12 protein-coding genes are annotated in these 13,014 nt (G+C 60.3%); 3 read left to right on the forward strand and 9 right to left on the reverse strand.

Translation table 11 applies throughout. The features are described from left to right. The first annotated feature begins 13 nt into the window (after positions 1-13). A complete protein-coding gene (locus QA648_RS13895) occupies positions 14-487 on the forward strand; it encodes a VOC family protein (RefSeq protein WP_283047532.1) in 474 nt (157 codons plus the stop codon). A 362-nt stretch (positions 488-849) separates the two neighbouring features. Continuing rightward, positions 850-1,653, forward strand: coding sequence for a metallophosphoesterase family protein (locus QA648_RS13900; protein ID WP_283047535.1), 804 nt, complete (start codon positions 850-852; stop codon positions 1,651-1,653). A gap of 56 nt (positions 1,654-1,709) precedes the next feature. Here QA648_RS13900 and QA648_RS13905 read toward each other — a convergent pair whose 3' ends face one another. From QA648_RS13905 to QA648_RS13925, 5 genes are all read right to left on the reverse strand, one after another. Beyond that, a complete protein-coding gene (locus QA648_RS13905; protein WP_283047537.1) occupies positions 1,710-4,859 on the reverse strand; it encodes an efflux RND transporter permease subunit in 3,150 nt (1,049 codons plus the stop codon). A gap of 20 nt (positions 4,860-4,879) precedes the next feature. After that, the gene (locus tag QA648_RS13910; RefSeq protein ID WP_104824400.1) at positions 4,880-6,028 is read right to left on the reverse strand and encodes an efflux RND transporter periplasmic adaptor subunit; all 1,149 of its coding nucleotides are present in this window, start codon (positions 6,026-6,028) and stop codon (positions 4,880-4,882) included. Positions 6,029-6,101: 73 nt separating this feature from the next. Beyond that, on the reverse strand, positions 6,102-6,710 hold the full coding sequence (locus QA648_RS13915; RefSeq protein WP_104824401.1) for a TetR family transcriptional regulator: 609 nt from the start codon (positions 6,708-6,710) through the stop codon (positions 6,102-6,104). Between the two features lie 132 nt (positions 6,711-6,842). Continuing rightward, on the reverse strand, positions 6,843-7,322 hold the full coding sequence (locus QA648_RS13920) for a hypothetical protein (RefSeq protein WP_260303156.1): 480 nt from the start codon (positions 7,320-7,322) through the stop codon (positions 6,843-6,845). Positions 7,323-7,472: 150 nt separating this feature from the next. After that, positions 7,473-8,045, reverse strand: a complete 573-nt coding sequence (locus QA648_RS13925) for a TetR/AcrR family transcriptional regulator (protein WP_283051342.1) — start codon at positions 8,043-8,045, stop codon at positions 7,473-7,475. Between the two features lie 125 nt (positions 8,046-8,170). Here QA648_RS13925 and QA648_RS13930 point away from each other — a divergent pair, with 125 nt between their 5' ends. Next, positions 8,171-8,521, forward strand: a complete 351-nt coding sequence (locus QA648_RS13930; protein ID WP_104824403.1) for a DoxX family protein — start codon at positions 8,171-8,173, stop codon at positions 8,519-8,521. A 255-nt stretch (positions 8,522-8,776) separates the two neighbouring features. Here QA648_RS13930 and QA648_RS13935 read toward each other — a convergent pair whose 3' ends face one another. The 4 genes from QA648_RS13935 to QA648_RS13950 all read right to left on the reverse strand — a co-directional run bounded on the left by QA648_RS13935 (position 8,777) and on the right by QA648_RS13950 (position 12,955). After that, a complete protein-coding gene (locus tag QA648_RS13935; protein WP_104824404.1) occupies positions 8,777-9,208 on the reverse strand; it encodes an OsmC family protein in 432 nt (143 codons plus the stop codon). A 217-nt stretch (positions 9,209-9,425) separates the two neighbouring features. After that, positions 9,426-10,379 carry an L-arabinose ABC transporter permease AraH gene (araH, locus tag QA648_RS13940; protein WP_104824405.1) on the reverse strand — a complete coding sequence of 318 codons (954 nt, stop codon included), beginning with the start codon at positions 10,377-10,379 and terminating at the stop codon, positions 9,426-9,428. 17 nt (positions 10,380-10,396) lie between these two features. Further along, positions 10,397-11,902 carry an L-arabinose ABC transporter ATP-binding protein AraG gene (gene araG, locus QA648_RS13945; protein ID WP_283047543.1) on the reverse strand — a complete coding sequence of 502 codons (1,506 nt, stop codon included), beginning with the start codon at positions 11,900-11,902 and terminating at the stop codon, positions 10,397-10,399. 69 nt (positions 11,903-11,971) lie between these two features. Beyond that, a complete protein-coding gene (locus QA648_RS13950; protein WP_104824407.1) occupies positions 11,972-12,955 on the reverse strand; it encodes an arabinose ABC transporter substrate-binding protein in 984 nt (327 codons plus the stop codon). Between the last annotated feature and the right edge of the window lie 59 nt (positions 12,956-13,014).

A 13,014-nucleotide genomic window follows, 5' to 3' on the forward strand; every position in this document is an offset into this window, starting at 1 on the left:
AGGAGAAACGCCGTTGTCCAAGATTGCTCCATGCCTGTGGTTCGAGCGCGAGGCCGAGGAAGCCGCGACATTCTATGTCTCGCTATTTCCGGATTCACGCATCGATCACGTGCAGAAGAACCTTGTCGATACGCCGGCCGGCAAGGCCGATAGCGTGCTGGTCGTCGACTTTACGCTGGCGGGTCAGCGCTTCATGGCGCTGAACGGCGGCATACGCTTCGAATATACCCATGCGATCTCGCTGGCGGTGGATTGCAAGGATCAGGCAGAGGTCGACCGGCTGTGGGATGGTCTTGCCGACGGCGGCGAAATCGAGCAATGCGGCTGGCTGAAGGACCGCTATGGCGTCTCCTGGCAGATCGTGCCGAGCGTGCTCAGCAAGCTTCTGTCCGATCCCGATCCCGTCAAGGCCGCGCGTGTCATGCAGGCCCTGATGCAAATGGTGAAGCTCGATATTGCCGGCCTGCAGAAGGCCTATGAGGGCTAGTCGGCAAAGTCTCCAACTTGGAGTTCCCGGTCGCCGCCCATGGCTGCGCCCGGGAGAAATCGGCTGCCGTCAGGCGTTCGATGGCCTGCAACTGGATGCAGTTCGGCACCCCTATGGCGCCATCGGCGAACAAACATTCATCCGTCGCAAAACGCTCCAACGCCAAGAATCGCGTTGGTCGCGCCAGGGCATGACTACTCGTATCGCCTTGTTTTTCTTAACCTTGACGTAAATCCTGCCCTCCGACGCGTCTTGCGCCTGGCCATCCGTTGGACTAGCGTTGCGCTACCGCCCTAAAATGGCGGGATTCTTGAAATATTTTCAAAAGATTATGCCGTCGTGTTTGGTGTAGGCGGATGTCCATGACCGGACTAATCGATCAACTTTTCGGCAGGAGAGCGGCGAAGTCCATTGAACCGCGATCCCGCATTGATCTGACAGCGGAAGGCTACACAGCCATCTATGCGCTGAGCGACATTCATGGCTGCTACGACGCGTTGATCGAAGCGGAAAGGCATATCGTTGCGGATGCCGTCACGATCCCCGGCCGGAAACTCCTAATGTTCCTCGGCGATTATGTCGATCGTGGTCCGCGATCGAACGACGTGCTGCAGCATCTGTGCGAGCCGCCACCTGTGGGCTTTGACCGCTATATCCTTTGCGGCAATCACGACGATGTCTTCCTGAAATTCCTGGACGATCCGCGCGCCAACAGCCATTGGCTCGAGTTCGGCGCCGTACAGACACTCGCCTCCTATGGCGTCGACGTGGAATATCTGCTGCTCGAAGAAGGCAGGAGCATCGAAGAACTCTGCGAAACCGTTCTTCAGGCCATGCCGCCGGCGCATGTCGAATTGCTGCGCTCGCTGCCGATCGCCATCATCATCGGCCCCCTCCTCTTCGTCCATGCCGGCATCCGGCCTGCCATACCGCTGGAACAGCAGACCGACGAAGACCTGATCTGGATCCGCGACCCCTTCCTCTCCGAAGGTCCGCAATTGCCGGTGCTGGTGGTGCATGGCCATACGCCGACCGCGCAGCCCGACTTTGGCAACCATCGCATTGGCATCGACACGGCCGCCGCCATGGGCGGAAGCCTGACGGTGCTCAAGATCGCGGCGGGCGAATGCTCGATCCTCACACAGACCTTCGAGCCACGCCGCTGAAATAAAAAAAAGCCCCGGCACAAGCCGGGGCCCCTTTCACGCTTTGCCCGCGCTTTTTATTCCGCTGCCATAGCCGGTGGTAGATGATGCACGGCGTCGTTGCCCTCCTGCTCTTCGACCGGCTGCTGTCCTTTCTTCTTCGGCTCACGACCGAAGAAGAGCGCATAGCCCGCCGGCAGCACGAAGATGGTCAGCACTGTGGCAACCAGGATGCCGCCCATCATGGCGTAGGCAAGTGGACCCCAGAAAACGCCGCGCGAGATCGGGATCAGCGCCAGCACCGCCGTCAACGCCGTCAGCATGATCGGCCGGAAACGGCGGACGGCCGAGCCGATAATCGCTTCCTTCCGGTCCATGCCCGCCGCGATGTCCTGATCGATCTGGTCGACGAGGATGATCGAATTGCGGATGATGATGCCAAGCAGCGCGATGACGCCGAGGATCGCCACGAAGCCGAAGGGCGCGCCGCTGACCAACAGGGCACCGGCTGCACCGATGATGCCGAGCGGACCGGTGGAGAGCACCAGCATCGCCTTGCCGAAGTGCTGGAGCTGCGCCATCAGCAGCACGACGATGATGACGAGCATGATCGGTGCCTTGGCGGCGATCGAGGCCTGGCTTTCGGCGCTGTCTTCGGCACCGCCCTGGATCTCGATCTTGTAGCCCGCCGGCAGGCTGTTTCTGAGATCGGCCATGTCGTTGTAGAGCTTGGCCGTCACGTCGTTCGACTGAACATTGTCGGGAAGCGTCGCCCTAACCGTGATCGTCGGCAGGCGGTCGCGGCGCCACTCGATGCTCTGCTCCATGACGGGCACGACCTTTGCGACCTGCGACAGCGGCACGAAACCGCCGGAGTCGGTCGGGATATAGATGGAATTGACGGAGGTCAGCAGGTGGCGGCTGGCCTCCGGCTCCCGTGCAACGATGCCGACGGTCTCCTCGCCCTCACGATAATTGTCGAGGGTGACGCCGGACATCGAGGCCTGCAGCATCTGGCGGATACGCTGCGAGGTGACGCCGAGTGCACGGGCGCGGTCCTGATCGATCACCAGCTTCATGGCCGGCACCGGCTCCAGCCAGTCGTCATGAATGGCGCCGAGCAGCGGGTTCTGCGCGAAGCGCGCCTTCACCTCGTCGGCGATATGGCGAACCTCCTGCCGGTCCGGACCCATGACACGCAACTGCACCGGCCAGCCGGTCGGCGGACCGAGGAACAGGCGGTCCACCTTGGCGCGGACCGAGGGGAAGTCGGCGGCAAGCATGCTGCGCAGCTTGACGATCAATCGCTCGCGCGCCGGCTCGTCCTTGGCCATGACCAGCAACTGGGCATAGTTCGGGTTGGTGAGCTGCTGATCGAGCGGCAGGAAGAAGCGCGGGGCACCTTCGCCGACATAGGTGGCGATGAACCGCTTGTCGGGATCATCGGCCATGCGGGCCTGCAACCTCTGCGCCTGGCGTTCGACTTCCTTAATGCTGGTGCCTTCCGGCAGCCAGAGATCGACCAGAATTTCCGGACGCGAAGACTGCGGGAAGAAGTTCTGCGGAATGAACTGGAACGACCACAAGCTGCCGACGAAGGCGGCGAGCGTCAGAAGCAGCACGATGACGCGATGGCGCACGGCCCAGCTCACCGACGACCGCAGGCGGCGGTAGAAGCGCGTATCGAAGACGTCGTGATGCTCGCCGGCATGATGCCGCTGCTTCAGGATCATATAACCGAGCCAGGGTGTGAAGTAGACCGCCACGAACCAGGAAATCACCAGCGCGATACCGACGACATAGAAGAGCGTGCGAACGTATTCACCGGCCGTCGACGCGGCGAAGCCGACTGGGATGAAGCCCGCCGTGGTGATCAGCGTACCCGTCAGCATCGGAAAGGCGGTCGAGGAATAGGCAAAGCTTGCCGCATCGAGCTTGACCAGCCCCTCCTCCAGCTTGCGTTCCATCAATTCGACCACGATCATCGCGTCGTCGACGAGGAGGCCGAGCGCGATGATGAGGGCGCCGAGCGAGATACGCTGCAGGTCGATGCCGAGCTCGTACATGAGCGCGAAGGTCGCCGCCAGCACCAGCGGAATGGCGATGGCGATCACCAGGCCGGAGCGCCAGCCGATCGACAGGAAGGAGACGATCAGCACGATCACCAGCGCTTCGCCGAGCGCATGCATGAACTCGCTGATGGCGTCCGTCACCACTTCCGGCTGGTTGGAGATCTGGTCGACCTGCACGCCGACCGGCAGCGATGCCTCGAAACGCTTGTAGGTCTCCTCCACCGCCTTGCCGACGTCGGTCACCTTGTTGCCATTGGCCATGACGACGCCGAGCTGGACGCTCTCGTGACCGTTATAGAGGAACTTGGCCGTGTAAGGATCCTGTAGCCCGGCGCTGACCGTCGCTATATCGCCGAGACGCGTCACCTGGCCGCCGGCGGTCAGCCGGAGATTCTTGATATCCTCAATCTTGTTGACGTCCCCCTCGACCGAGATGCGAACCGAGCGCGTGCTGGTATCGACGGTGCCGGCCGGATCGACATTGTTCTGGCCGACGATCGCGTTCTGCAGGGCGGTCAGCGTCAGGCCGCGCTCGGCCAGCACCTTGGAGGAGACATCGATATAGATCTGCTCGGGCTGATCGCCGATGATCACAGCCTTCTCGACGCCGGGCGTCTCGAGCAGCATATCACGGGCCTGGATCGCGAATTTCTTCAACTCAGGATAGCTGTAGCCGGCACCGCTGATCGAATGCAGGGTGATGAAGGTATCGCCGAACTCATCGTTGAAATAGGGGCCGAGCAGGCCGGAGGGCAGCGTGTTGGCGATATCGCCGACCTTCTTGCGCACCTGATAGAAGGCGTCCTTCACCTGTTCGGTGTTAGTGTTGCCCTTGATCTGGACGGTGGTGATGGCAAAGCCGGCGCGGGTATAGGATTTAACCCAATCGAGATGCGGGGTTTCCTGCAGCTTGCGCTCGATCTTATTGACCACCTGGTCTTCCATGTCCTGCAGCGAGGCGCCAGGCCAGATGGTCTGCACGACCATGACGCGGAAGGTGAAATCCGGATCTTCCTTCTGGCCCATGTGCGTGAGCCCAAGCGCGCCGGCGATGATGATCAGCGCGAACAGGAAGCGCGCGATGCTCGGATGGCCGATCGCCCAACGCGACAGGTTGAAGCGCTTCTTTTCGTCGGAGGTGCTGTTGATAATCATTGTCCCGCCCCTCGATCCTTTCAGCGCACGATATCGGCAGCCGCGGCGCTGCCATGTGTCTCAGCCGAAGCCTGCTGCCCGGTCGGCACCTTGACCTTCATGTTCTCGCTCATGAATTGCGTGCCGGCGGCAACGACGACATCGCCGGCCTTCAGGCCATCGGCGACACGCACGCCGTCATCGGCAAAGTCGGCAACCTTGACGCTGCGGGAGTGCACGGTACCGGCACTGCGGTCGACCAACCAGACGATCTGCTGACCGTCCTTCTCCGCAAGCGCGCTGAGCGGAATGGAGACGAAAGGCCGGGTATTGTCGGCCAGCGCCTCGATGGTCGCGGTCATGCCGAGCAGCACGCGCGGATCGTTGGGCAGGCTGACGCGGACCGCAAAGGTACGCGACTGCGCGTCGGCGCTTCCGGATACCTCACGCACCTTGCCGTCCAGCACCAGCGCATCGTCGGACCAGAAGCGCGCCTTGACGTCCTTACCGACCTTGAATTGCGCAATATCCATTTCCGGGACAGCGATCTGCGCTTCCTTCTCGCCGTCGACGGCAACGGTGATCACGGGCGTGCCGGAGCCGACCACCTGGCCGACATCGGCATTGATGGTCGTCACGATGCCGTTCATGTCCGAGGTCAGATCGGTATAGGCGACCTGGTTCTTCGCTTCCGCCAAGGCCGACACGGCGGAATCGCGCGTCGATACGGCTTGGTCATAGGAAAGCTCGGCCTGTTCGAGCTGCGATTTCGGGGACACGTTCTTGTCGAAGAGCTGCTGCGCGCGATTGCGGGCAAGCTCCGTGGTCTGCACCTGCTTCTCGGCCGCATCGAGATCGGCCTGGGAGCGGCGCACGGCTAAAGCGTAATCGGTGGAGTCGATGCGGGCGAGCACGTCGCCGGGCTTGACCTTCTCGCCGATATCCACCTTGCGCTCGACGATCTTGCCGTTGACCCGGAAGCCGAGGTTCATATCCGTCCGCGCCTTGACCGCACCGGAATAGTCGAGCTTGCGCGTCGTATCCGCCTGGGCGATCTCGACCACTTTCACCGGCCGGATCACCTCCGCAGTCTCTTCTTTCTTCTCGTTGCAGCCCGAAAGCGTGAGCGCAACGGCAGCAAAGACGGCAGCGCCGGCAGCGGATCGTATGTTGGTCGTCAGCGAAACCATGTCGCTCTCCTTGATCAAACGGCTTTAGTCAAATGCAATGCAAAGGCGCGTGGATCATCCAATGCGCGTACTACTATTTCTTTAGCGCTCTGATAGCAAATTCGATAAGATCGTCCGGTTCCGCCCGGTTCGTCTTCGCAAGACATTGCGCGACCATTTGCGGGTGGCACAAAATGATTGTCGCCGCGCCGAAGCATTTCGAGGCGGCGACTGGATCCTGTTCGAAAAACTCACCGGCGGCGATGCCTTCGGCGATGATCTCAGCCATGAGGTCGTGGATCCGATCGATGTGTTTTTCGATGACATGCCAATCGCGCTCGATGGCGACGACGACCATCTCATGCACCTTCTGTTCGTCGAGCATCGTCTCGAGCGTCAACTTGTATTGGGCATGGACATAAGTGCGCAGCCGCTCGGAAGCGCTGATCGGCATGTGACGGATGTCGTAGGCCATCTTGTAGCTCAGCGCGAGCATGCGGCCGCACAGGGCCTGGTGGATTTCCGTCTTGGACGCGAAGAACCGATAGATATTCGCGGTCGACATACCGAGATCACGGGCGATATCGGCAACCGTCGTCTTGCTATAGCCGTAGTGGCGAAACAGTTTTTCGGCGGAATCGAGAATCCGCGTTACGTTCTCCTGACGTGCAAGATCGGCGCTAACCGCAGAAGGATCGAGCATTGGGTTGCTTCCGATTTACGAGTGACGATTTTTAATTTTCGTCACTCGTAAATCATCAAGGCTCAAATGTCAAGAAGCCGCTCCGCGAAACGAGGCGGTTGAGACGCTGTCGATGGAGTCAGATTGCGATAATTAGATACGCAGAAGCGACGGCTGGAAACGGCGGACGCTGAGGAAGCCGACGATCAGGAACGCGAGCAGCAACACGGTCTGTACGGCGAGGATCGGCGGCTCGTTCCCCATGGGTGCCAGCGTATTGAGCAATGGAATTTTCTGGAAGGACTGAACGATCAGCACAACACAATTGAGATAGAGCATCAGCAGGCTGCCGACGATGAAAACAAGCCGCCAGATACCGGCCATCCGCTGCCTGTAGCGGGCGATTGCCGTCGGAATGAAAAGCAGAACGGTGATGATGCCGAATACGATGCCGGGCGTAATGCCGTTGAAAGGAAAGAGGAATCCGGTCAAACTCGTGAGCAGAATGGTGACCATGTAGACAAACGTGGAGCGCTCATGGCGCTTCACGGAAATCAATCCCTCTGCGACGACGATGCCGGCAGCGATGGCGATCAGGCTGATAATGACGTGAATCAACGTGAGTCCGGACATTCTGCAATCCCCTTTTCGCAATGCATTTTCCGTGAAAAGGATAGTCCGGGCCCTGGATGCGGGATTGTACATTTACGGCGGAATATGAGCGCACTATCCCGCATTTTCCAAGCCTCTTATGCGGGATCAGATTAATCCCAAGGCCCGCTCTCAGAGTTGACCTGTCACCATCTGCATGATGAGCGTGATACGTTGAGCCCGGAAAGCGGGTCTTATCCTGCCGTGACGTTCAAGCTCCGCCAGACCATGAAGTGCCGCCCAAAAAGTTTCGGTAGCCGTATCCACATCCTGGGAGAACGGCGCGATCACCGTCGCCATGGCTCGGAAACCATCGCGAAGTTGAGCTGGCGTGTCGGATCTGGCGAAGCGGAGGCCAGTCGGCAGGACGAACATCGCCTCGTACATCGCAGGGCGAGCGAAAGCGAAATCGAGATAGGCGACTGCGATGTCTTCCACTCGCTCCTTTGATGTGGATGATGGCCGGATCGCGGCGCGGAGCATCGCAGCCAATTCGCCGAAGCCTTCGAGCGCAACCGCTCCGACGATCTGGTCGCGATTTTCAAAATGCGAATAGAGAACTGGCTGACTGTATTCTATCTCCTCGGCGAGGCGCCGGATCGTGACGGAAGCCCAGCCGTCGCGTTCCGCGATCGTCCTCGCAGCGACGACGATCCTCCGTTCACGTTCGGCCCGTTCTCGAGTCTTGCGTTCGCTGATACCCACCCGTGCCTCAATCTTCATGCGCGCGATTTTCCTGATGCAAAACTATCAAAAGGAACATTGATTGACAAACTAGCAGTGCTAGATTAAATGACGTCGCTACACAGAAGAGATCAACGGGTGTTCCAATGAACATTTTCACAGGCGCAACATCGCTCGATACAATCCTCGTCTGGCTGGCCGCCGGGGCGTTTCTCGTCGGCGCTATCGTCAATGCGAGTGGACATCCGAAAATCCGCGCGGGTTTCGTGCGACTTGGATTTCCTTTCTGGTGGTGCTGGGTCACAGCCGCCTTCGAGCTTGCAACGGCGGTGCTCTTGATAACAGCCGGCACCCGATATATCGGGGCGGCGTTGGGCGCTTGCATTATGCTCGCCGCGATCGCTGCCATTGTCCGTATCCGGAACTATCGAGAGCTCCCGCCACCTTTCGTGTTCCTGTTGCTGCTGGCACTGGCAAGTGTTAGCGGCCAAGTCTGAATATCTCGCGGCAACGAAACCTGACGATGCAAACAGGATGGGATCGTACATCGCGCCGATGGCGCAAAGCGATGCCGACGCAGCCCAGGGCGAAATGTCGATCGGCGACCTGGAAACTGCTCGCGCTCACGGCGAGTACGTAGCACGAGTTGCGCTGCGGTTCGCATCGGCTCATGCCGTCCGATGCCGTGCCCTAACGCCTGGCATGTAAAAAGCGCCGCACCATCAGCACGGCGCTCTCCATCGAAAGGATGCTCAGGCGGCGTGCACTTCCAGAGAGATCGGAACGGAAGCAAGCGCCTTGGAAACCGGGCAACCGGCCTTGGCCTTGTTGGCGAGTTCGGTGAATGTGGCTTCGTCGGCGCCGGGGACTTTGCCGGTCAGCGTCAGATGGATAGCGGTGATGGCAAAGCCGCCTTCGACGCTTTCAAGCGTGACCTTGGCGGTCGTTTCCATGCTTTCGGCGGTGAAACCGGCTTCATTGAGGATCAGCGACAGAGCCATGGTGAAGCAGCCGGCATGGGCCGCACCGATCAGCTCTTCCGGATTAGTGCCGGGCACGCCTTCGAAGCGGCTGGCAAAACCGTAGGGATAGTGATTGAGCGCGCCGCTCTGGGTCGAGATCTGACCCTTGCCGTCCTTCAGACCGCCGGACCACTGGGCCGAACCTGTACGATTGATCTGCATGCCGTCCTCCTAGTCGTTGATTGAACGCCGGGAAAGAGCCCTTGCCCTCCCCGCAATGGCCGTAGGAGGCAGCACCAGAGCGGCCTGCGTTCGCTGGAACGCATAGTCGCTTGAAAGCGGGATGCTCTGGGCTGCCTCAATCGACAATATAATGCTCTATCCGCCGAAGACGACAGCGCTGTAACAATTAACCTCTGGGGCTCTGGTCAACCCTTGGCTATCCCCTCGCCCGTCCCGCCGCGGCCGAGCGAATATTGTCCAGCGTCACCGCGATCAGCAGGATCGAGCCAAGGACGAGATATTGATAGAAGGCTGGAATATTGAGGAGATTCATGACGTTCTGGGCAATGCCCATGATCAGCACGCCGACGATGACGCCGCTCATCGAAGCCCGGCCGCCTGCCAGCGATACGCCGCCGAGCACGCAGGCCGAGATGACCAGCAGCTCCAGCCCAATCGCCGCATTCGGCTGCCCGGAGGTGATGCGCGAGGACAGGAGGATGCCGGCGATGGCGCAGATGAAGCCCTGCAGCGTGAAGATCCAGATCCGCATCGTGGCGACGTTCACGCCCGCCAGCCGCGAAGCCTCCGGATTGCCGCCGATCGCCAGCGTATTCTTGCCAAAGGTGGTGCGGTTCAGCACGAAGCCGAACAGGAGGAACAGGATCACCATGATCCAGATCGGCGTCGGAATGCCGAGAAAGGTCGAGAGTGCCAATTGATAGAAATTCGGATCGTTGATGCCGACCGCGCGGCCGTCCGAGGCGATCAGCGCCAGACCACGGACGATCTGCATGGTGGCAAGCGTCGCGATCAGCGCATTGATGCGCAGCTTGGCAATGAGCGCACCGTTGACGAGGCCGACGATCGCGCCGCACACGAGCGCCGCCAGCAGGCCGAGAATGATGGAGCCTGTGACGTTCGAGGCCATGACCGCGATCATGCCGCAGAAGGCGACGGTCGAGCCGACGGAAAGATCAAAATCGCGTGATGCCAGGCAAAACATCATGGTGCAGGCAACGATGCCGATCGTGACAACCGATTGCAGCAGGCCGATCATGTTGCGCTCGGTCAGGAAATTCGGAACCGTCAGCGACACGATGACGAAGGCCACCGCGAAGATGACGACGAGGCCCTGTTCGCCGAGGAGTATTTTTTTCAAGGAAGACATCGTCACGATTTCCCTAGTCAGAATGTGCTTGCGGCGTTTTTGTCCGGCAATGCGGCGGTGAGGATCTGGTGCTCGTTGAAATTCGCCCGCGTCACATCGGCAGCGACCTTGCCGCCGCACATCACCATGATCCGGTCTGAAATGCCCATGACCTCCGGCAGTTCGCTGGAGATGACGACGATCGCCATGCCGCCGGCTGCCAATTCATAAAGGATTTCATAGATTTCCGATTTTGCTCCGACATCGATGCCGCGCGTCGGCTCATCGATGACCAGCACCTTGACGCCCTGTTCGGACAGCCAGCGACCGAGAATAACCTTCTGCTGATTGCCGCCGGAAAGATTGATGATGTCCTGCTTGCGCGACGGCGTGCGCACGCGCAGCCTAGCGATGAACTGATCGGCAAGGGCCGCTTCCTTGCGCGGGCTCAATAGGCCCAACGGCGAGAAGTGCCGCCGCGAGGAAATGGCGATATTCTCCTGGATCGAGCGGCCCTGGATGATCCCATCGAGCTTGCGGTCCTCCGGGCAGAGCACCATGCCGGCATGGATCGCTGCCTTGGGATTGTTCGGAGCGACCGTAACGCCATCGATAGTGACCGTGCCCTGATGACGATGATCGGCGCCGAACAACAGCCGTGCCATCTCGCTGCGGCCGGCGCCGATCAGGCCAAAGAAGCCAAGGATTTCGCCCCTACGGACGGAGAAATTGATCGGCGTCGGAAGTCTCAACCCTGAGAGCCCTTTGACCTCCAGCCGGACAGGCTCGAGCGGCCGCTCGCGCCAGCCCCAGATATTGCTGATCTCGCGGCCGACCATTTCGGCAATGATCTGCTCGCGCGTTACTTTCCTGATATCGGGATGGTGTGCTGCGAGCTTGCCGTCGCGCAACACCGTCAGGCCATCGCAGAGCCGGAAGATCTCGTCCAGCCGATGCGATACGTAGAGGATCACGGCGCCGTTCGATTTCAGTCGCTCGATCAGCGAAAACAGAATCTCGCTCTCGCGCGACGACAGCGACGACGTCGGCTCGTCCAGCGCGATGACACGGGCATCGACCATGACCGCCTTGGCGATTTCCACCATCTGCCGCGCGCCGATCGACAGCGATGACACCTTCGCCGCCGGATCGACATCGATGCCGATCTCCCGGAGCTTGGCACGCACGGTGTCGATGAGCGTCTTGCTATTGATGATGCCGGCTTTGGCCGGAAAGCGGCCGAGCCACAGGTTTTCGGCGACCGTCAGTTCCGGCACCAGTTGCAATTCCTGATGGATGACGGTGACGCCGGCGTGAAAGGCATCGCGCACCGAATGATAGTGCTGCTCCTGGCCGTCGATGGATATCGTACCCGCATCCGCCGCCTGATCGCCGGAAAGGATGCGGATCAACGTCGACTTTCCGGCGCCGTTTTCGCCCATCAGCCCATGCACGGCGCCTTTGACGACCGGAAAGGTGATGTTCGACAGCGCCTGAACGCCGGGATAGCTCTTCGAAATACCGTTGAATTCGAGAAAGGCCATGTTTCTCTCACTGGTAAAAGAGCCCGGCGGCAAAACTGCCACCGGGCCGCGATCATCCGGAGATGACGATCATTCGATACCGAGATCCTTGCGGACCTTCTGATAATCGCCGCGCAGCGCCAGCGAACCGGAGGTCAGCGTCAGCTTCGGCGGTTCCTTGCTGTTGGCGATCCAGTCGTACATATCGATCGCGGTTTCGTAGCCGTGACGCTTCGGCGATATGATGACGGTGCCGAAGAAGCCCGTCGGCTGCGGCTTCTTGAATTCGTTGATTGCCGAATCCGCGCCGCCGATGCCAACACCGACGACGTTGGCGGCGGGAATGCCGACCGATTCCGTCGCGCGGACAGCGCCGAGCACGGCTTCGTCGTTGAGGCCGAAGGCCACCCAGTATTTCACGTCGGCATGCTTGTTGAGCACGGTGGTCGCAGCATTGAGCGCTGCTTCCGTGTCGGTTTTGGCCTGTGGCGCGTCATAGATGTTCGCGGCCGGGAAACCGGCACCCTTCAGCACCGAAATAGCGCCTTCGACGCGGTCGACAGCGGTCGGAAGCTGGTCGTAGGAAACGCGGATCGCGCCGACATTCTTCATGTCCCAGCCGCGCTTCTTGATTTCATCGACAATCGCCTGGCCGACGCTCTCGCCGATCTTGGTGGCGGAAATGCCCATATGCGGCACGTCTTCCAGCGGCTTGCCGTCGGCGCCGACCAGACGGTCGTCAACCGTCATCAGCTTGAGCTGGTTGGCCGCCGCCTTGGCGACGATGCCAGGGCCGAGCTTCACATCGGGCGTGCAGATGATGAAGCCCTCCGCACCCTGGGCGCCGAGATTGTCGATCGCAGCCTGAACCTTTTCGCCATCCTGCGCGCCGATCTTGACGAGCGTGAAGCCCTTCTCCTTGGCGGCGATGTCGGCGAACTTCCATTCGTCCTGAAACCAGGGTTCTTCCGGTTGCTTGACCACGAAGCCGATTTTCACGTCTGCCGCCAAGGCGGAGGTGGCTGCGATGACCGCAACCGTACCAGCCAGAATAGCTGCTTTGAAAAAGCGCATGACTCTCTCCCAAAATTCGAAATGAAGCACACTGCCCTCCCTGGCAGTGCTTCTTGAAT

It is taken from the genome of Rhizobium sp. CB3171, assembly GCF_029714265.1.
GTDB lineage: Bacteria > Pseudomonadota > Alphaproteobacteria > Rhizobiales > Rhizobiaceae > Rhizobium.